The sequence below is a fragment of the Chromohalobacter moromii genome (genome assembly GCF_023091865.1).
Classification (GTDB): domain Bacteria; phylum Pseudomonadota; class Gammaproteobacteria; order Pseudomonadales; family Halomonadaceae; genus Chromohalobacter; species Chromohalobacter moromii.
The window spans coordinates 136,615-155,678 of record NZ_JAHXDI010000004.1 but is presented as its reverse complement, the minus strand read 5'-3'; the positions used below and the strand labels follow the sequence as shown (position 1 = coordinate 155,678).

Annotated in this window: 17 protein-coding genes; 9 read left to right on the top strand and 8 right to left on the bottom strand. The window is 61.8% G+C overall.

Going from position 1 to position 19,064, the window contains the following annotated elements:
- Positions 1-8: 8 nt before the first annotated feature.
- The 5 genes from hpf (at position 9) to mgtE (ending at position 3,429) form a co-directional block, all read left to right on the top strand.
- The gene (hpf, locus tag KZO83_RS13615) at positions 9-317 is read left to right on the top strand and encodes a ribosome hibernation-promoting factor, HPF/YfiA family (RefSeq protein ID WP_040241842.1); all 309 of its coding nucleotides are present in this window, start codon (positions 9-11) and stop codon (positions 315-317) included.
- 6 nt (positions 318-323) lie between these two features.
- Positions 324-800: a PTS IIA-like nitrogen regulatory protein PtsN gene (ptsN, locus tag KZO83_RS13610; RefSeq protein ID WP_040241845.1), complete on the top strand. Its 477-nt coding sequence runs from the start codon at positions 324-326 to the stop codon at positions 798-800.
- Positions 801-841: 41 nt separating this feature from the next.
- Entirely contained in the window at positions 842-1,738 is an 897-nt protein-coding gene (rapZ, locus tag KZO83_RS13605) for an RNase adapter RapZ (RefSeq protein WP_178997126.1), read from the top strand.
- On the top strand, positions 1,725-1,994 hold the full coding sequence (locus tag KZO83_RS13600) for an HPr family phosphocarrier protein (protein WP_178997124.1): 270 nt from the start codon (positions 1,725-1,727) through the stop codon (positions 1,992-1,994). Before rapZ ends, KZO83_RS13600 begins: the two co-directional genes overlap by 14 nt.
- Positions 1,995-2,076: 82 nt before the next feature.
- Positions 2,077-3,429, top strand: a complete 1,353-nt coding sequence (gene mgtE / locus KZO83_RS13595) for a magnesium transporter (RefSeq protein ID WP_040241856.1) — start codon at positions 2,077-2,079, stop codon at positions 3,427-3,429.
- A gap of 75 nt (positions 3,430-3,504) precedes the next feature.
- On the opposite strand, the gene pmbA is transcribed toward mgtE, so the two are convergent.
- Positions 3,505-4,845, bottom strand: coding sequence for a metalloprotease PmbA (gene pmbA / locus KZO83_RS13590; RefSeq protein ID WP_178997120.1), 1,341 nt, complete (start codon positions 4,843-4,845; stop codon positions 3,505-3,507).
- A gap of 109 nt (positions 4,846-4,954) precedes the next feature.
- On the opposite strand from pmbA, the gene yjgA reads away from it, so the two are divergent.
- Complete coding sequence (yjgA, locus tag KZO83_RS13585; protein WP_247621190.1) at positions 4,955-5,473, top strand: ribosome biogenesis factor YjgA; 519 nt, start codon at positions 4,955-4,957, stop codon at positions 5,471-5,473.
- A 92-nt stretch (positions 5,474-5,565) separates the two neighbouring features.
- Here yjgA and tldD read toward each other — a convergent pair whose 3' ends face one another.
- The 7 genes from tldD to KZO83_RS13550 all read right to left on the bottom strand — a co-directional run bounded on the left by tldD (position 5,566) and on the right by KZO83_RS13550 (position 15,627).
- Complete coding sequence (gene tldD / locus KZO83_RS13580) at positions 5,566-7,020, bottom strand: metalloprotease TldD (protein ID WP_247621189.1); 1,455 nt, start codon at positions 7,018-7,020, stop codon at positions 5,566-5,568.
- Positions 7,017-10,907 carry a YhdP family phospholipid transporter gene (locus KZO83_RS13575; RefSeq protein WP_247621188.1) on the bottom strand — a complete coding sequence of 1,297 codons (3,891 nt, stop codon included), beginning with the start codon at positions 10,905-10,907 and terminating at the stop codon, positions 7,017-7,019. Before KZO83_RS13575 ends, tldD begins: the two co-directional genes overlap by 4 nt.
- A 4-nt stretch (positions 10,908-10,911) precedes the next feature.
- The gene (rng, locus tag KZO83_RS13570) at positions 10,912-12,375 is read right to left on the bottom strand and encodes a ribonuclease G (protein WP_247621187.1); all 1,464 of its coding nucleotides are present in this window, start codon (positions 12,373-12,375) and stop codon (positions 10,912-10,914) included.
- A 31-nt stretch (positions 12,376-12,406) separates the two neighbouring features.
- Positions 12,407-13,009, bottom strand: coding sequence for a Maf family protein (locus tag KZO83_RS13565; protein WP_247621186.1), 603 nt, complete (start codon positions 13,007-13,009; stop codon positions 12,407-12,409).
- 54 nt (positions 13,010-13,063) lie between these two features.
- A complete protein-coding gene (gene mreD, locus KZO83_RS13560) occupies positions 13,064-13,543 on the bottom strand; it encodes a rod shape-determining protein MreD (RefSeq protein ID WP_418904319.1) in 480 nt (159 codons plus the stop codon).
- Positions 13,543-14,466, bottom strand: a complete 924-nt coding sequence (gene mreC / locus KZO83_RS13555; RefSeq protein WP_257467242.1) for a rod shape-determining protein MreC — start codon at positions 14,464-14,466, stop codon at positions 13,543-13,545. Before mreC ends, mreD begins: the two co-directional genes overlap by 1 nt.
- 123 nt (positions 14,467-14,589) lie before the next feature.
- Complete coding sequence (locus KZO83_RS13550) at positions 14,590-15,627, bottom strand: rod shape-determining protein (RefSeq protein ID WP_040241875.1); 1,038 nt, start codon at positions 15,625-15,627, stop codon at positions 14,590-14,592.
- A 190-nt stretch (positions 15,628-15,817) separates the two neighbouring features.
- Here KZO83_RS13550 and gatC point away from each other — a divergent pair, with 190 nt between their 5' ends.
- Genes gatC through gatB form a run of 3 tightly spaced genes read left to right on the top strand, consistent with a single transcriptional unit; the run spans position 15,818 to position 19,058 of the window.
- Positions 15,818-16,105, top strand: a complete 288-nt coding sequence (gene gatC / locus KZO83_RS13545; protein WP_040241878.1) for an Asp-tRNA(Asn)/Glu-tRNA(Gln) amidotransferase subunit GatC — start codon at positions 15,818-15,820, stop codon at positions 16,103-16,105.
- A 41-nt stretch (positions 16,106-16,146) separates the two neighbouring features.
- Positions 16,147-17,607: an Asp-tRNA(Asn)/Glu-tRNA(Gln) amidotransferase subunit GatA gene (gatA, locus tag KZO83_RS13540; RefSeq protein WP_247621185.1), complete on the top strand. Its 1,461-nt coding sequence runs from the start codon at positions 16,147-16,149 to the stop codon at positions 17,605-17,607.
- Positions 17,607-19,058, top strand: coding sequence for an Asp-tRNA(Asn)/Glu-tRNA(Gln) amidotransferase subunit GatB (gatB, locus tag KZO83_RS13535; RefSeq protein WP_035412325.1), 1,452 nt, complete (start codon positions 17,607-17,609; stop codon positions 19,056-19,058). The genes gatA and gatB overlap by 1 nt, the downstream gene beginning before the upstream one ends.
- Positions 19,059-19,064 lie beyond the last annotated feature (6 nt).

Here is a 19,064-nt window from a genome sequence, read left to right as displayed (position 1 = left end):
AGCGTGCCATGCAAGCCAATATCACCGGTCATCACATCGAATTGACCGATGCTCTACGCGACTACGTCAATGAAAAGCTCGCGCGTCTGGAACGTCACTATGACAACATCACCACCGTCCAGGTCACGTTATCCATCGAAAAGGAACGTCACCTGGCTGCATGCACGCTTCATGCCGCAGGCGCGGACCTGCACGCCGATACACAAAGCGACGACATGTACGCCGCTATCGACGCCCTAACCGACAAGCTCGACCGTCAGCTCGTCAAACACAAGGAAAAGGTGCAGGCACGCGCTCAGGGCGCCGGTGCCCGTTAATTCGCCATGATATTGGAAAGCATCCTACCCCCCGAGCGCGCACTCTTCGGCGTGGCCGGGGGGAGTAAGAAGCGCGTGCTGGAATTTTTCAGCACCTTCATCGCCCAGAACACACCCAGCCTCGATAGCCAGGAAGTATTCGGACGCCTCATCGGCCGTGAACGATTGGGCAGCACCGGTATCGGCAATGGTGTCGCTATTCCGCATGCGCGCAATCCACATTGCAAGGAGCCGATTGCCGGCTTTCTACGCCTGCAGGAGCCCATCGACTTCGATGCCACCGATGGCGACCCCGTCGATCTGATCTTCGTCCTGCTGGTACCAGAAGAAGCCGACGATGCGCATCTATCGTTGCTGGCTCAGGTTGCCGCCATCATGAACGATAGCGCCATCCGGACCAAGCTGCGCCAGGCACAGACCCAGCGGCAGCTCTACGATACTCTGATCGAGGCGATCCGCCAGCACGATAACAGCGCAAACTGACATCCGCGTAAACTGATATTCGCGCAACACAAGGGGCGCCCATGCAGCTCGTGATCATCAGCGGCCGTTCCGGCTCCGGCAAATCGATTGCCTTGCAAGCACTCGAGGATCTCGGCTACTACGCGATCGACAACCTGCCGGCCAGCCTCATGGCGCCCCTGATCGATGAGCTGCGTGAAGGTCCGCCGTCACGCACGCATATCGCGGTTAGTATCGACGCGCGCAATCTTCCCGAAGCCCTGCGGCGCTTTCCGGTGCTGCTCGAAGAGATCCGCGCCCGAGGCATTCAGTGTCAGGTCGTTTATTTGACCGCCGACTCGCGCATACTACTGGAACGCTACTCGGCGACGCGCCGTCGTCATCCGTTGACGCGAACCAGTGAAATGACGCTCGCCGAGGCCATCGAACAGGAACAGACCTATCTGTCGTCGATCCGCGATATCGCCGATTTGGTCATCGATACCTCCAACTTATCGGTACATGAGCTGCGTGGCCGCATCGCCGAGCAGGTAGCCCGTCATAGCGGTCGACATCTAACCTTGACGTTCGAGTCGTTCGGTTACAAACGCGGCGTCCCGCTGGATGCCGACATGGTGTTCGATGCTCGCTGCCTGCCCAACCCTTACTGGGACCCCCAACTGCGCGGTTTCGACGGTCGCGACTCACAGATCGTCACGTTTCTCGAAGCTTACCCCGACGTGCACGCCATGGCCGACGATATACGTCAGTGGCTGGAGCGCTGGCTGCCCGCCTATGTTGCCAGCAATCGCAGTTATTTGACCGTCGCGATCGGCTGCACCGGTGGCCAGCACCGCTCGGTATACCTGATCGAAGGGCTGGCTCGGTATTTTGCGACGCAAATGAGTGGCGTCCGTCTACGCCATCGCGAACTGGGTGTGCAAGCAGCATTGCCGGAGAATAGCGATGCCGCGTCGTAGGCTGCAGCTCATCAACAAGCGCGGCCTCCACGCACGCGCCGCGACCAAGCTCGTGCAATGCTGCCAATCCTACGCGGCGCGCGTCTGCGTCTTCCATGGCCAGCGTGAAGCGGATGCCACCAATATCATGTCCCTGCTCATGCTAGCGGCTCCCTGCGGGACCGAACTCGACATTCAAGCCGAGGGCGACGATGCCGAGGAGGTACTCAAGGCCCTCACTGCCTTGTTCGAGGCACGCTTCGAGGAGGATGTTTGATTAGCGAACAGCGTTCGCGCCTTCCCAAAGCAATGTTAGAATGAAGCCTCGCCCTAGAATCGACAAAGGATGCCGATTCCCCATGAGCCCCAATCACAAGCAATTACAGCCCCGGCTGGACCGCCTCAGCGAGGCCTTGGAAAGCGGTGCGTTGGACCAAGCGCGCCGCATGCTCAATCGTGGTCTGGCACCGGTCGACGTCGCTCACCTGCTCGAGTCGACGCCGCCGCGTGAGCGCAATGTGCTTTGGGAGCTAGTCGAACCCGACTTGCAAGGCGATGTCCTGCAATACTTGGGTGACGATATCCAGAGCGAGTTCCTTAGCCGCATGGACGCCGAACAGCTCGTCTCGGCGACCGAAGGGCTCGACGTCGACGACCTCGCCGACCTGCTGCAACGCTTGCCCAACACGGTCATTCACGAAGTCTTGCAAGCCATGGAGGCGCAAGAACGCCAGCGGATCGAGACCGTGCTGTCCTATCCCGAGGACACCGCCGGCGGCTTGATGAATACCGATACCATCACCATTCGCCCGGATATCACCCTGGACGTGGTGCTGCGTTATCTACGTCGACACGAGAAACTGCCCGACTCCACCGATACGCTGCTCGTCGTCACCCGACGCGACGAACTGATCGGCACCCTACCGCTCAATTTGCTGTTGGTGTCCGACCCTTCGATCTTGGTTCGCGAGGTCATGAACACCGATTTTGCCTCGGTGCAGGCCACGGCCGCGGACACCGAGGTCGCCAGCCTGTTCGAGAAATTCGATCTTATTTCGGCGCCGGTGGTGAGCACCGACGGCGCCCTGCTGGGCCGTATTACCATCGACGACGTGGTCGACGTCATTCGCGAGGATGCCGAGCATCAGGTCATGAGCATGGCCGGCCTCGACGAGGACGAGGACACCTTCGCGCCGGCGTGGCGCACCGGGCGCCGACGTGCCGTGTGGCTGGGCATCAACCTGATCGCGGCGACCATCGTATCGTTCGCTATCGGCATCTTCGAATCGACCATTCAGCAAATCACCGCGCTGGCCGTCTTGATGCCCATCGTCTCCAGCATGGGCGGTATCGCCGGATCACAGACGCTGACGGTGCTGATTCGTGGGATTGCCCTGGGGCACGTCGGCGGCGCCAACGTGCAGTGGCTGCTAGTCCGCGAAATGCTCTCGGGGATGATGAACGGGGTGCTATGGGCCGTGATCGTAGCCTTGGTCGCCATCGTGCGCTTCGACGACTACAAACTAGGCGGCATCATCGCCTTGGCGATGGTCATCAACCTGACCGTCGCCGCGCTGGCCGGCACCGTTATTCCCGTGCTGCTCAAACGCCTTAAGATCGATCCAGCGCTCTCGGGAGGCGTGCTCTTGACGACGATCACCGATGTCGTCGGCTTCGTCGCGTTCCTGGGGCTGGCCGCAGCGTTTTATTGAGGCGCGACGAACGCCGCGCCATCACAACATAAGGCAATGACGACGCGGCACCGAGGTTCCGCGTCGCCGAGCGCTTTACTCGCCCGCTACCGTCATGTCATCGATCAGCCAACTTCCGGTGTGTACACTGCCCCGCGTATCGATATCGCTACCCACACCTTGAAGATTGGCGAACATATCGCGCAAGTTGCCGGCAATGGTGAACTCTTCGACGGGATGCTGAATCTTGCCATCCTCGACCCAGAATCCCGATGCACCGCGTGAATAATCGCCTGTCACGCCATTGACGCCCTGCCCCATCAACTCGGTAACGAGTACGCCGCGCCCCATCTGCGCGAGCAATTCATCCCGCGAGACGAGAGGCGCGTCGATACGCAGGTTGCGTGCACCGCCGGCATTGCCGGTCGTGGTCATTCCCAGTCGCCGTGCGCTATACGTCGAGAGCATGTAACTCGCCAAGCGCCCCTGGTCGAGGAATACGTTATCGCGCGTGGCCACGCCATCGTTATCGAAGGCCGTGCTCGCCATGGCGCCATATTCGCGAGGCCGTTCGCGCAGAGTGAACCATTCAGGAAAGATCGTCTCACCCAACTGACCGCACAGGAAAGATGCCTCGCGATACAAGGCGCCCCCGGCGATGGCGCCCATGAAACTTCCCACCAGGCCGCTGGCCAGCTCGGGAGCAAAGAGCACCGGCATCCGTCCTGTCGCCGGTGAGGTCGCCCCCAACCGGGCTAACGTCTTCTCGGCGGCACGCCGCCCCACGACTTCGGGTGATTCCAAGTCCGCCGGATTGCGTACCGAGGTATAATCGTAATCGCGCTGCATGTCCGCCCCCTGACCGGCGATCAACATGCACGACAGCGAGTGGCGGCTTCCGCGCTGACTACCCAGAAATCCATGGCTATTGCCGTAAACGCGCACACCTTCACCACTGGAGAGGCTCGCACCCTCGGAATTGGCGATACCCTCGACCCCGCGACCGGCGGACTCGCAAGCCAGTGCCAGCTCGATGGCATCGTCGGTGCTCAGCGACCAGGGGTAATGGACGCCGAGATCCGGCAATTCCGTCGCCATCAACGCCGCATCGGCCAAGCCCGAGGCCGGATCCTCCGCCGTATAGCGCGCGATATCCAACGCTTTCTCTACCACCGCACGCAAGGATTCATCGCTCGCGTCGGATGTCGATACGCTGCCCTTGCGCTGCCCCACGTAAACGGTCACTGCGATCCCCTGATCGCGGGATAGCTCGACGTTTTCCACGTCACCCAGGCGTACACCGACCTCGATCCCTTGGTCCACGCTGGCGCCCACTTCGCACGCATCGGCGCCCAATCGCTTGGCCAATTCCAAGGCCTGCGCGACGCGTGCCTCCAAGCGTGCTTGCTGCTCTACGGCATCGAAGGCCTGGCTCATGGTCTACTCCTGTACTCATAAGGCCCGAGACACTGCTCAAGGGCTCGGTAGGATTGTCGAGGAAGCCTGATATACTGCACGGTCATCCCCGAAGCATGATGGTAATGCAATGTCGATCGACCTCCCCGACCCGCACGATGAAGAGGCGGGACGCCCCAGCAAGACCCAGCGCAAGAACGAGATGAAAGCCCTGCAAGCGCTGGGTGAGCGTATCATCGCCATGAGCGATGCCGAACGCGCACGCCTGCCGCTTTCCGACGACATGCGCTTCGCGGTCGAGGAAACTTCACGTATCCGCTCCCACGAAGGGCGGCGTCGCCACATGCAATACGTGGGCAAGGTCATGCGCCGCGAAGACCTTACGGCCATCCAAGCCACGTTCGACGCCATCGAGCAAGAAAGCTTACAACGCGATAACGCCTTTCATCGTCTCGAGCACTGGCGCGACCGGCTCATCGAGGACGACAGCGCGGACGCGCTGGAGGCTTTCATCGCCGAATACCCCGAGGTCGACCGCCAGACGCTACGGCAACTCACCCGCAACGCCAGAAGCGAGCGCCAGCGCGAGAAACCGCCGAAGACTGCTCGCAAACTGTTCAAACTGATCCGCGAAACCGCCGGCCTCTAAGCTAGAAGGCCCGGCTCCGCCGCTCGAAGCTCGCAGCCAGACATTGTCTTCAAGCTTCCAGCCGCTTAGCGGTGCTCTTTCCGCTTCGAGCTTTATGACTGCGTTCCACCCACGGTGAGCTCGTCAATTTTGAGTGTCGGCTGGCCCACGCCGACCGGCACTCCCTGACCTTCCTTGCCACAGACGCCAATACCGGTGTCCAGCTCGAGATCGTGACCGATCATCGATACCTGCTGCATCACCTCCGGCCCGTTGCCGATCAAGGTCGCGCCCTTGACCGGCGCGGTGATCTTACCGTCCTCGATCAAATAAGCCTCGGAGGCAGAGAACACGAAACGTCCCGACGTGATATCGACCTGGCCGCCACCAAAGCTCACCGCATAGATGCCCCGCTTGACACTCTTGACGATATCCTCGGGATCATCCTGTCCGGCCAGCATGCAAGTATTGGTCATGCGCGGCATGGTGACGTGTGCATAGGACTCGCGACGCGCATTACCGGTGGGCGCCATACCCATCAAGCGTGCGTTGAGCTTGTCCTGCATGTACCCCTTGAGGATACCGTCCTCGATCAGCGTGTTGCGCTGGCTCGGCGTACCCTCGTCATCCACGCTCAGCGATCCGCGCCGGTCGGATAGCGTCCCGTCATCGATGACCGTAACACCGGGCGCGGCCACACGTTCACCAATACGCCCCGCGAAAGCCGAGCTGCCTTTGCGGTTAAAGTCCCCTTCGAGACCGTGCCCCACCGCCTCGTGAAGCAGAATGCCGGGCCAGCCGTTACCCAACACCACCGGCATCTGACCGGCCGGCGCATCGACCGCCTCCAGATTGACCCTGGCCTGACGCACCGCTTCCTTGGCGAAGCGCTCCGCCACATTCTCGTCACGCAGCCGCGCCATCGAATAGCGCCCGCCGCCGCCAGCACTGCCGCGCTCGCGACGGCCATCGCGCACGGCGATGACGCTGACGTTAAACCGCACCAAGGGGCGAATATCGGCTGCAAGCGTGCCGTCGCTGGCGCGCACCATCACCACCTCATAGACGCCCGACAGCGAAGCACTGACCTGCGTCACGCGTGGATCGGCAGCGCGGGCCACGCGATCCGCCGTCTTGAGCATGGCGATTTTATCCTCGGCGGAAAGCCCCGCCAGAGGATCGACATCGGCGTAGCGCCGCGTGGGCATGGCGGCCTGCACCGCCTGGGGTGGCAAGCGTTGGCCACTTCGCGCAATGCCCGCTGCAATACGCCCGGTATCGGCCAACGCATCGGCACTGATCTGATTCGAGTAGGCGAAGCCGGTCTTTTCCCCGGTCAGGGTGCGCACGCCAACGCCGCCATCGATACTGTAGCCAGCTTCCTTGACGTCACCATCTTCGAGAATCCAGCTTTCTTGCCAGGTACGTTGAAAATATAAGTCGGCATAGTCGATGCCTGGCCCCATGGCGTGGCCCAGACCAGTATCTAGCGCCGCCAGGTCGAGACCGCCCGGCGCGAGGAGCAATGAGGTCGCCTGATTCAAGGCGCTGTCGTTGAGTGCGTTCATCGGGCGCTTTCCAGTGTTAGTTGCGGCGACGACCATGGGCCGTGCACGCGGTAATGTATCTGCGTTGCCTTATCGAGCCAGCCGCCGAAGAGCTTGTGGGCAAGGTACAAGCCCACACCTACTTGCGGTGCGCCAACGAGCACGGCCGCCAGCGGCAAATTCTGGCTCACCGGAACGGTGATACCCAGTCGCTGATTCAGTGTACGCTGCACGAGATCGACTTCGCCTTGCAAGGTAAAATGGGTGGCCGAACCGTCGATTTCAACCGGGCCTCGGGTCACGAGCTTGCCGTCGAACAGCGTCGCCTCGCCATTCACGCTATTGAACGCCGTCCCCTCCTGGGTAATATCGGAGAAGTCCAACGTCAGCCGACGGAAGATGTTATCCAGATTAAGCAGTCCCACCAGCTTGGCTGGGCCCGAATCGACCTGCCGAAAACGCCCATTGGTCAATGACAGCGACGCGCTACCCTGCGAGCGTTCCACTGCAAATTGCCATGGCGCGCCAGGCCATGCCAAGCGCGCATTCAGATCGACGCTTTCGCTATTGACCACTTCAGGCTGCCCCAGGCGAACCAAGGCGTCGCCGAGGTTGCTACCTTTCAGGGCCAACCGTGCGCGCGTCAGGCTACCTTCTCGCCCCGCGGTTTCCCAAGCCAGTTCGCCGCTCGCCGTCACGCCGTTGACCACCAGCGACAACGGCTTGATATCCAGACGCTGCGATGAGGTCTGCCAGTCGGCATCGAGCGGACCGAAGGTTTGTCCATCATGACGCAGCTCGCCGACGTGCAAGCGCCCATCGGGCCAGCCTTCCACGCCATCCGGAAGCGCTACCGGATCCGGCGGTGTGGCGATTTCATCGATGAGCCTCACCTGGCCGTCGTCTTGGGTGCCCCCCTCGGCAGGCCACAAGGTATCGAGGTCGAGACGTGCGAGGTCAATATCCAACGGACGCGACGTCTCTGGCCGCCACTGCGCTTCTCCCGCTGCAACCGGGCCCGCCAGTGTCAGTTGCCATCCCTCCTCGAGTGGGGTGACATCGGCTTGTAACGCCCCCCGGCACTGTTCATCGAGCACGACACAGGGCGTCGAGACGGCGATACGCCGCAGACCGCTCGATACACCCTCGCCCGTGCCACTCGATATATCGTCCGGCATGCCTTTGGGTTGCGCGGTGACTTGCCGATTGAGATCCCGTTCGCGCAGCAGCGAGATCCATTGTTGAGGATCCAAGCGCGGCGGCTGCCAGTTCACGGTCCAACCGTCCTGCTGTGGCCACTGAGGCGCTTCCGGCCAATTCTCCAACCATGCCTGGCCTTGTAAACGTTCGCCTCGCGTACGCCAGCGTAACCGCCCCCAGTCCGACACTCGCACTCGACCGCTACCCGATGCCACATCCGCGCTGACTTCCAGCGGCGTCGTGGCATCGACGGCCTTGCCGAAGGGCGCCGGCAGATGCAACGCCAGCCCTGCGAGATCACTGGTGACGCGCACACTCGCATTGTCCTCGTCGTCGAAGGTCACGCGCGCCCGGTAGGGCATGCTGCCCTCGGCAAGCGCGGGCTGCGGCGACAGCCCCGCCCATGCCAATAGCCCCGCAGCGCTGGCGCGACCATCGAACGTGAAGCCCTCGCCCCCCATGTCCAGCTCGCCATCCACACCTCCCCCCAAGGCACGTGCCGAGACGTTACCAGCCAACAAATCCTGGTCCTTGAGGTGGCGATAATGCAGATCACCCTCAACGTCCTCGAGCGGCAGGCGCAACATGCCGAGATACAGGCGCGAGGCCTCGACGCGCCCCTGAATATCGGCCTTCATCGCCTCGGGAATCGCCAGCGGAATCGTCATATCGAGATCGGCCTCGACGCGGCCTTCACTCTGCCACTCGGCGAAAGTTGCGCTGAGATCTTCCAGCGGCGCCTCGGCGAGATAATCCAGTAAAGCCTGACTGGACCCCGTGACCGGCCCGCGCACACCCAACGTCTTGCCGACCATAAGGACACGGGCGTCGCGGGTTTCTAGCCCCATGCTGGTAGCATGGTCGACCTGCGCCACCAGGGATTGATTATCGATGTCGAGATGTCCAGAGACGTTGTCCAGGGCGGGCCATTCAGGGTCATAGGGCAGGTGGCCCTGTTCGACATCCAATTCCAGTTGCAGCCGATCGTCGGGATTGACGAACATCTGCCCCTCTGGCGCCTCGCGTTCGGTCAGCGTCTGCGATAACGACAGACTCCCTTGCGAGACACGCCCACTGACCTGCGACAGCCAATCGAGCAGTTCGTCGTCCATGGCTTGGGTGGGTAGCCAGTCGAGCAGCGGTGTATCGATCGCATCGGCATCGGAAAACGCCAAGTCAAGATCGAGGTGTCCTGGTACGTCTTCGGCCAGTGGAAGATGGACCGCAAAGGTGCCCTTCACCTCGGCCCCTCGCCAGTTAGCTTGCAACGCCTTGCTCTCAATGTCGAAGGCGTTGCCGTCACGCTGCCAGTCGATACGCCCGGTCGCGGCATTTGCCTCGATCGGCTGGGCATAGACGTCGGGGAACGCCAGCGCCATGCCCGACTCATCGCGAAAACGCACGCTGCCCGAAGCGTTGTCGGTGGTCACCCAAGCGCTGAAAGGGCCGCCGCCAGGAATGCCATCCCAAGCCGACACGCGTGCGTCCGTCAATGCCGTGCGTGAAAACCAGCGGCCGTCTTGACGCCCGACTTCGAAGCCGACGACTTTCCCCATTGGGGCCATTTGCTCGAGCATGCGTGCATGTTCATCGGATAACGGCAGCATGCCACCCCAGGCAGCCAGCGCATCCAGGGAAAAACCACTGCTGCGCAGCCACCAGTCGGCGCCTTCAACGCGCGCCTGTAGTCGGTCAGGCAAGGGAGATCCGTTGCGGTCGTCGCCATCGCGTTTAGCGACGAGGCCATTGGCCCAGATATCCCAGCCGCCATCATCATCCCGCAACGCCTGGGCACGCACGCCGATATCCTCGAACGCCAGCGGCGGGCCATCACGCCGATTGATATTCAACTTGGGTAGCGACAAGCGCAGGCGAGCATCCTCGAGGCGGGCATCATGCCAGCGGGCCCATAGCCGGGCATCGCCTTCTACCGTTTTCAGAGTGTAGCGTTGCTGAGCGGTCAACACCTGTCCCAAGGCACGCAACCCTTGAGCGTTGACGTCAACTTGCAAGGCGGCATTGAAGGCGCCCAGCCCACGACGTCCGGGCAGCACCTCCAGGACCGCGCTCAAGGCAGCATCCGGTTGTCCATCGACATGCATCTGGCCTTCGAGGTGGGCCTGTGAATCGCCACCCGCCATCAGCACGCGCGGTGCCACGAGCGTGACATCGTTCTGTCGCCCATGCAGCACCACGCGCACGTCATGAATGGCGACACGCTGACGCAGAAGAGCGCCAACCCAACGGTCGATATCGGCGAGGCGAAAGCGGCCCGGTGCCTGAACTTCATCAGGCACTTGCGCCGAAGGCCAGCCCCACCCCCCTTCGGCACGCTGATAGAGGTGCAGCGTCGCTTGTTCGACCTCGGCCCTTTCGAAAACGGGATACCCCGCGCGCAGCGACCCCAGAGTATCGAGACGCGCATGAGCACTCTCGAGGCTCAGCAAAGGCGGCGCTTGGGGTGCTTTAGCACGCAAGGTCATCCCCGAGAGCGCCACCGACGGATCCCAGCCATGCCAATCGGCGCCGATATGCTCGAGCTCGGCATCGGCGCTGAAACGCTCGGAAAGCTGGGCTTCGATATCGTCGCGAAACGTATCGACCTGTGTCGCCAGGCCGCGCACCGCCAGCAGTACCAGCACGATGATGCTCAGTACTACTGCCACGACCGTGAGCGCCCAGCGCCACCCTCCTCGCAACGCATTCATGGGCTCACATCAGCACGATGTCGTACTGCTCCTGGGAATAGTGGGCTTCGACCTGGAAGCGGATCGTCTTGCCGATAAAGGCTTCCAGATCCGCCACCGCCGTCGATTCCTCGTCGAGCAGACGATCGACCACTCCCTGAGACGCCAAGACCATATAGGTTTCCGGGCTGTAGGCACGCTCCTCGCGCAGGATTTCCCGAAATATCTCGTAGCACACGGTCTCCGGTGTCTTGAGCGTTCCGCGTCCCTGGCAAGTCAAACAAGGCTCGCATAGGGTCTGCTCGAGGCTTTCGCGGGTACGCTTGCGCGTCACTTGCACCAAGCCGAGTTCGGTCACGCCGGTCAACTTGTTCTTGGCGTGGTCGCGTTCCAGCGCCTTCTCGAGAACACGCAGGACTTGACGTTGGTGCTCGAGCTCTTCCATATCGATGAAATCGATGATGATAATGCCACCCAGGTTGCGTAGCCGAAGTTGACGCGCAATCGCCGTGGCCGCCTCGAGGTTGGTCTTGAAGATGGTTTCCTCGAGATTGCGATGCCCTACGTAACCGCCGGTATTGACGTCGATAGTGGTCATCGCCTCGGTCTGGTCGATCACCAGATAGCCGCCCGACTTGAGCTGCACCTTACGGCCCAAGGCTTTCTGGATCTCGTCCTCGACGCTGTAAAGATCGAACAGCGGGCGCTCGCCAGGATAGTACTCGATACACGACTCGACATCGGGCATGAACTCCTTGGCGAACTCCTTGAGCTTGGTGTAGTTTTCGCGCGAGTCGATTCGTACGCGCTCGATATCGGCACGTAACACGTCGCGCAACGTGCGGATGAATAACGGCAGGTCGTCGTAAAGTAGGGCCGGCGGCGTAGCGCTGTGGCGACGTTCATCGACCTTGCGCCAGAGCCGCAACAAAAAATGCATGTCAGTCGCCAGCTCTTCCTGCCCCACACCCTCGGCCGCCGTGCGGATGATCACCCCTCCCGGCGCTTCATCTTGCATTGCGGTCTGGGAGGCTTCGATCAGCGTCTTGAGCCGCTCGCGTTCACCCTCATCCTCGATACGCTGGGAGACACCCGTATGCGGCGAGTCGGGCATATACACCAGATAGCGCGACGGCACCGACAGGTGCGTCGTCAAACGCGCCCCTTTCGATGCGATGGGATCCTTGGTGACCTGCACGACTAACGGCTGCCCTTCCTGGAGCAAGTGCGAAATCGTGGTGTGTTCATCGATGCTCGCATTCGGCGCAACGACTTCATTGACATGAATGAAGGCCGCCCGTTCGAGCCCGATATCCACGAAGGCGGCCTGCATGCCCGGCAGTACACGCACCACCTTGCCCTTGTAGATGTTACCCACGATGCCACGCCGACGGCTGCGTTCGATGAAGGCTTCTTGCAAGACACCGTTCTCGACCACGGCGACGCGTGTCTCCATGGGCGTCAAATTGATCAGTACCTCGCCGCTCATGCGTTGCCCCTAACCAGATTATCTGTCGGCATTATGGCACAGCCAAGCGCTCGCCCCACAGCGAGACACCTTGACGAGTCAATAACTTGGCGGTCTCAAAAAGGGGTAATCCGACCACTGCGGAGTGACTGCCCTCAATGCACTCGACGAAGATTGCCGCCAAGCCTTGAATGGCATAGGCGCCGGCCTTGTCGACGGGCTCACCACTACGCCAGTACGCTTCGATCTCGTGCGCTTCGAGCGGGCGTAGTGTCACCCGGGTCGTCACGTAGGTCGACAACATGCCGCACGGCCCCGTCACCGCCACACCCGTCATCACCTCATGTGTGGTGCCCGACAACGCCGTGAGCATGGCAACGGTATCTTCGCGATCACGCGGCTTCCCCAGGATACGCTGTCCTAGCACCACCGCTGTGTCAGACCCCAGTGTGGGTAACGACGTTCCCACCGCACCGGCCTGCGCCTTGTCTCGTGCCAGGCGCTCAACATAAGCGGCAGGCAACTCCCCTGACCGCGGTGTCTCATCGATATCGGTCGGTGATATTTCGAGCTTGACGCCGATCGAAGCCAACAGTTCACGGCGGCGCGGAGAGGCCGATGCCAGGCGCAACGACGCCCCCTGGTGTGTGGACATGCGGTTTTCCTCACGGCTTGGGTGGCAGAGGCCACGCGAATCGCGGTAACAGGGTCAGACGATTTTCAAGCGGCGCCGCAATACTTGCATCATGGTGAACAACCACGGCCACAAGGCAGCGCCTACGAGCGCGGGCAGCAAGAATGCCAGATGGATAGAAACTGGGCCGAAGATCGTGCGCAGCCATTGCTCGACCAATTGAATCAAGCCCAGCAACACAAACAGCAGGACGGCCTGTTGCCAAATGGAATAGGCACGCAGGCGTTGATAGAGCAAAAGACACAAATAGGTAAGCAGCGACAACGTCAAGGCATTCTGACCCAAGGGCGTGCCCTCGATCAGGTCAAGCAGTAAGCCGAGCACGAAACCATGGAGAACACCGACGCGCTGCGGGGCCGCAATGCACCAATAAGCCAATGCCAGGCCAAGCCAATTGGGACGCCACATCAACCATGCATCGGGCAGCGGCATGACTTGCAAGCACAAGCTCACCAGCAGGGTAAACCAGATCATGAGAAGTCCTGGCAAGCGCATCATTGACGCGCCTCCTCGAGCTCGTTGGGCATTTTTCCCGTCCCACCATCCATCAAGTGCAAGGCGGCCTCGATATTGACGTCGCTGGTAACGGCCGCCGCTGCAGGTGAGGGAAAAAGCAGTAAGAAATGCCGTGAGCGCTCGGGTTGCGAAAGCGGTCGCGCCTCGACATTCGCGAAAGAATGCTGGCCATCCCTATCGACCTGCGTGACCTCCGCAACAGGGTAGCCCTCGGGAAAACGTCCGCCCAAACCCGACGTCGTGAGCAGGTCACCTTCCTTGATATCAGCGGTCGCCGGCACATTGAGAACATTCAGAGTATCGAGATTGCCGGAGCCCTGGACGATGAAACGCTGCCCGCTGCGATTGATCTGAATCGGCACTGCATTGTTGGCGTCACTCACCATCAATACACGGCTCGTATAGGCGGATACGGCAATGACCTGCCCGATCAGGCCGGAGGCATCCATTACCGGTTGGCCTACATAGACACCATCACGTCGCCCTCGCCCGATCACCATCTGCTGGGTGAAAGGGTCGGAATCCAGCGACAATAACTCAGCCGTGATATATGGCACCTCATCACGCGGCGCGGCATGCAGTAACTCTCGCAGACGCACGTTTTCCGCCGTCAAGTTCGCCATGCGCTGCACACGATGCGATAGCGTCAGCAACTGCTGGCGCAAACGCTGGTTCTCATCCACCAGAGCACGCTGATCCGAAAAGACCAGTGCCGCCCAGGACAACCCTTCACTGGGCCAACTCACCGCCCATTGCACGGGCGCCACCACCGTGGTCAGTTGCGAGCGCACATCGTCCATGAAAGGCAGGCGATGCTCCGCGAACATCAACGAAAAAGCAGCCACCGCACATAGCAACATACGATAGCTAGGCACCGGGCCATGCGAAAACAGAGGTTTAATAAGCCTTCCTCCGCAGACAGGGCGCAAGACTCATAACGACCGGACACACGCCTGAAGCCACTCGCGATGCGTGTGGCTTCCAGGCAAGCGTATCGGCGCTAACATGGCAAGCGCCCGCGTGCGTCAATCGCTGGACAGCAACTCGAAGGTCCGCTGGTCGATCATTTCCAGCGCCTTGCCGCCGCCACGGGCCACACACGTCAACGAATCCTCGGCAACGATCACCGGCAAGCCCGTCTCTTCGGCGATCAGCTTGTCGATGTCACGCAGCAACGCACCACCGCCGGTCAACACCACGCCACGTTCGGCGATGTCCGACGCCAGTTCGGGAGGCGATTGCTCCAAGGCGCTCTTGACCGCCGCCACGATGGACGAGAGTGGGTCCTGCAAGGCGTCGAGAATCTCGTGCGAATTGAGCGTAAAGCTACGCGGAATGCCTTCCGCCAGATTGCGGCCGCGCACATCGATTTCACGCAGCTCGCCGCCGGGATAGGCACACCCGATTTCTTCCTTGATACGCTCGGCGGTCGCCTCGCCGATCAGGCTACCGTAATGACGGCGCACATACGCCGTAATCGCCTCATCGAAGCGATCGCCCCCGACGCGAATCGATTCGGAATACACCACGCCGTTGAGCGAGATGATCGCGATCTCGGAGGTCCCACCACCGATATCGACGACCATTGACCCCGTCGCCTCCTCGACCGGCAGGCCGGCACCGATGGCCGCGGCCATGGGCTCTTCGATGAGGAAGACCTCACGCGCACCGGCACCTTCCGCCGATTCCTTGATGGCACGCCGCTCGACCTGGGTCGACATGCACGGCACACAGACCAAGACACGCGGGCTCGGCGTCAAGAATGTACTTTGATGCACCTTACGAATGAAGTGCTGGAGCATCTGCTCAGTGACGGTAAAATCAGCGATGACACCGTCCTTCATGGGACGGATCGCGGTAATGTTGCCAGGGGTACGACCTAGCATGCGCTTAGCATCGATCCCCACGGACGCGACGGTGCGCATATTGCCAGACTGGCGGATAGCCACGACCGACGGCTCGTCGAGCACGATACCGCGACCGCGCACGTAAATCAGTGTGTTGGCGGTTCCCAAGTCGATCGACAGATCGCTCGAGAAAAGCCCCCGTAAACGTTTAAACATGGAAGTCTTTCACCTAGTCCAGACCGGAACCCTGTGCGGACGCAAACGGTACCATCGCGGGGATGGCGCGGCAAGCAAAGGCCTGTCAGCGCTCGCCAGATATGGTAAATTCTGGGGTTATCCCCGGCGTCAGACCTTCATTGGCGCGGCGATGACATGCGCCGCGCAGTATCCATAAAAGGCAAACGATATGGCGATCGAACATGCAGACGTTCTCCGTGCCGCTCACTTGGCCCGCGTCGGCTTGAGTGAGGACGAAGCAACCGGCTATGTCGACGACTTGAGCCGCATCCTGAAGATGGTCGACCAACTTCAGGCCGTCGACACTCAAGACATCACCCCATTGGCGCATCCGCTGGATGCCACCCAGCGCCTACGTCCCGACGAGGTGACCGAGCATAGTCAGCGAGAACGCTTCCAGGCTTGTGCACCCGCCGTCACCGACGGTCTTTACCTCGTCCCGCGCGTCGTCGAGTGAAGCATCCTCGTCAGGATTCGAATCAGGAGTCATATTCTTCCATGCATGACAAGACCCTCACGGAGCTTGCCGCCGGTCTTCAAGCAGGCGAGTTCTCCAGCCGTGAGCTGTGCCAGGCGGCACTCGAACGCATCGAGCACCTCGATGGCGAGCTCAACAGCTTCATTACCGTGACCGCCGAGCAGGCACTGGCCAACGCCGATGCCGCCGACCGTGCACGCGAAGCCGGCGACGCCGGCCCTCTCGCAGGTTTGCCGCTCGCCCTCAAGGACATCTTCTGCACCCAGGGCGTGCGTACCAGCTGCGGCTCGAAGATGCTCGACGACTTCGTCTCTCCCTACGATGCCACGGTGGTCGAAAAACTACGTCAGGCCGGCACAATCAACCTTGGCAAGACCAACATGGACGAGTTCGCCATGGGCTCGTCCAATGAGAACAGCTTCTACGGCCCGGTCAAGAACCCCTGGGACTTGAGCGCCGTGCCCGGCGGTTCCTCGGGCGGCAGCGCCGCGGCCGTCGCCGCGGGCCTGGTACCGGCAGCGCTCGGCACCGATACCGGCGGCTCGATTCGGCAACCGGCCGCCTTTTGCGGCATTACCGGCCTGAAGCCCACCTACGGACGCGTGTCGCGCTATGGCATGGTGGCCTACGCGTCGAGCCTCGATCAGGGCGGTCCCATGGCACGCACCGCCGCCGACTGTGCCCTGCTGCTCGAAACCATCGCCGGCCACGACGTTCGCGATTCCACCAGCGTGGCACGCGTGGTGCCCGACTACTCCGCCGAGCTCGACACCTCGCTGGCCGGCCTCAAGATCGGGCTGCCCAAAGAATATTTCGGTGACGGTCTCGATCCCGAGGTCGAAACCGCCGTGCGTGAAGCGATCAAGGTCTACGAGTCGCTCGGCGCCAAGGTCTGTGAAGTCAGCCTGCCGCACACGCACCTGGCGATTCCTGCCTACTACGTCATCGCACCGGCGGAGGCATCGTCCAACCTGTCGCGTTATGACGGCGTGCGCTTCGGCCACCGCTGCGAGGATCCGACCGACCTCGAGGACCTGTACAAGCGCACGCGGGCCGAAGGCTTCGGCGAAGAGGTCAAGCGGCGCATCCTGATCGGCACGCACACGCTTTCCGAAGGGTTCTTCGACGCTTACTACCTCAAGGCACAGCAAGTGCGCCGCCTGATCCGCCAGGACTTTCTCGACGCCTTCGACGAAGTCGACGTGCTCATGGGGCCGACCGCCCCCACGCCGGCCTTCGACCTCGGCGCGCAGAAAGATCCGGTCTCGATGTACCTGCAGGATATCTACACCATCGCCGTCAACCTGGCCGGCATTCCGGGCATCAGCGTTCCCGCCGGCTTTGCCGGTAACCGCCCAGTCGGCCTCCAGGTGCTGGCCCCGCACTTCGCCGAGGCCCAGCTGCTCGGCGTGGCGCATCAATTCCAGCAGGCCACCGACTGGCACCTCAAGCGTCCGGCATTCGGCAAGGAGATGGCATGATGCAGTGGGAAACCGTGATCGGGCTCGAGGTCCACGTTCAGCTCGCCACCCAGTCCAAGATATTCTCCGGAGCGTCCACCGCCTTCGGCGCCGAGCCCAACACCCAGGCGTGCGCCGTCGACCTCGGCATGCCCGGCGTGCTGCCGGTGCTCAATGAAAACGCCGTGGCGATGGCGGTGAAATTCGGTCTCGCCGTCGACGCCGAGATCCCCGAGACCTCGCTGTTCGAGCGCAAGAACTACTTCTACCCGGACCTGCCCAAGGGATATCAGACGAGCCAGATGGCACAGCCCATCGTCGGCCCCGGCAAGGTCGAGATCACCCTCGACGACGGTTCGACGCGCAGCGTCCGCATTCATCACGCCCATCTCGAGGAAGACGCCGGCAAGTCGCTGCACGAGGACTATCACGGCATGACCGGCATCGATCTCAACCGTGCCGGCACGCCGCTGCTGGAGATCGTCTCCGAGCCCGACATGCGCTCGGCCAAGGAAGCGGTCGCCTACATCAAGGCGCTGCACGCCATCGTCACCTATCTCGGCATCTCCGACGGCAACATGGCCGAAGGCTCGATGCGCTGCGACGTCAACGTCTCGGTGCGTCCCAAAGGACAAGCCGCTTTCGGCACCCGCGCCGAGATCAAGAACGTCAACTCGTTTCGCTTCGTCGAGAAAGCCATCGCCTTCGAGGTCGAGCGCCAGATCGAACTCATCGAAGATGGCGGTCAGGTCGTGCAGGAAACTCGACTGTTCGACCCGGAACGCGACGAGACGCGCGGCATGCGCACCAAGGAAGAAGCCAACGACTACCGTTACTTCCCCTGCCCCGACCTGCTTCCGGTGACGCTCGACGGTGCCTATGTCGATCACCAGCGCGCGCTCATGCCCGAACTGCCCAGCGAAAAGCGCCACCGCTTCGAAAACCAGCTGGGCTTGTCCGCCTATGACGCCGGCGTGCTGGCCTCGAGCCGTGCCATGGCCGAGTACTTCGAAGCCGTCAAGGATGTCTGCGGCGACGCCAAGCAGGCCGCCAACTGGGTGCAAGGCGAACTCTCGGCCAACCTCAACCGCGAAAACCTGGAGATCGGCGACAGTCCGGTCACGGCCGAGCAACTCGGCGGCCTCATCCAGCGCGTCATGGACGACACCATCAGCGGCAAGGCCGCCAAGCAGGTCTTCCAGGCGCTGTGGGACGGCGAGGCGGACAGTGCCGATGCCATCATCGAGGCCCGCGGACTCAAGCAGGTCACCGATACCGGCGCCATCGAAGGCATGATCGACCAGGTCATCGCCGACAGCCCGGTTCAGGTCGCCCAGTACCGTGAAGCTGACGAGGCCAAGCGCGGCAAGATGATCGGCTACTTTGTCGGCCAGGTCATGAAGGCCTCGCGCGGCACCGCCAACCCGCAACAGGTCAACAGCCTCCTCAAGCAGAAGCTGGATCAGGCTTGACGGTGC

Coding starts and splice junctions, on each gene's coding strand:
- mgtE (WP_040241856.1), top strand. CDS start 2,077: ATGAGCCCCAATCACAAGCAATTACAGCCCCGGCTGGACCGCCTCAGC.
- gatB (WP_035412325.1), top strand. CDS start 17,607: ATGCAGTGGGAAACCGTGATCGGGCTCGAGGTCCACGTTCAGCTCGCC.
- mreD (WP_418904319.1), bottom strand. CDS start 13,543: ATGCGCTTGCCAGGACTTCTCATGATCTGGTTTACCCTGCTGGTGAGC.
- pmbA (WP_178997120.1), bottom strand. CDS start 4,845: ATGAGCCAGGCCTTCGATGCCGTAGAGCAGCAAGCACGCTTGGAGGCA.
- tldD (WP_247621189.1), bottom strand. CDS start 7,020: ATGAACGCACTCAACGACAGCGCCTTGAATCAGGCGACCTCATTGCTC.
- gatC (WP_040241878.1), top strand. CDS start 15,818: ATGGCGATCGAACATGCAGACGTTCTCCGTGCCGCTCACTTGGCCCGC.
- rapZ (WP_178997126.1), top strand. CDS start 842: ATGCAGCTCGTGATCATCAGCGGCCGTTCCGGCTCCGGCAAATCGATT.
- rng (WP_247621187.1), bottom strand. CDS start 12,375: ATGAGCGGCGAGGTACTGATCAATTTGACGCCCATGGAGACACGCGTC.
- KZO83_RS13550 (WP_040241875.1), bottom strand. CDS start 15,627: ATGTTTAAACGTTTACGGGGGCTTTTCTCGAGCGATCTGTCGATCGAC.
- gatA (WP_247621185.1), top strand. CDS start 16,147: ATGCATGACAAGACCCTCACGGAGCTTGCCGCCGGTCTTCAAGCAGGC.
- KZO83_RS13600 (WP_178997124.1), top strand. CDS start 1,725: ATGCCGCGTCGTAGGCTGCAGCTCATCAACAAGCGCGGCCTCCACGCA.
- yjgA (WP_247621190.1), top strand. CDS start 4,955: ATGTCGATCGACCTCCCCGACCCGCACGATGAAGAGGCGGGACGCCCC.
- KZO83_RS13575 (WP_247621188.1), bottom strand. CDS start 10,907: ATGAATGCGTTGCGAGGAGGGTGGCGCTGGGCGCTCACGGTCGTGGCA.
- hpf (WP_040241842.1), top strand. CDS start 9: ATGCAAGCCAATATCACCGGTCATCACATCGAATTGACCGATGCTCTA.
- ptsN (WP_040241845.1), top strand. CDS start 324: ATGATATTGGAAAGCATCCTACCCCCCGAGCGCGCACTCTTCGGCGTG.
- KZO83_RS13565 (WP_247621186.1), bottom strand. CDS start 13,009: ATGTCCACACACCAGGGGGCGTCGTTGCGCCTGGCATCGGCCTCTCCG.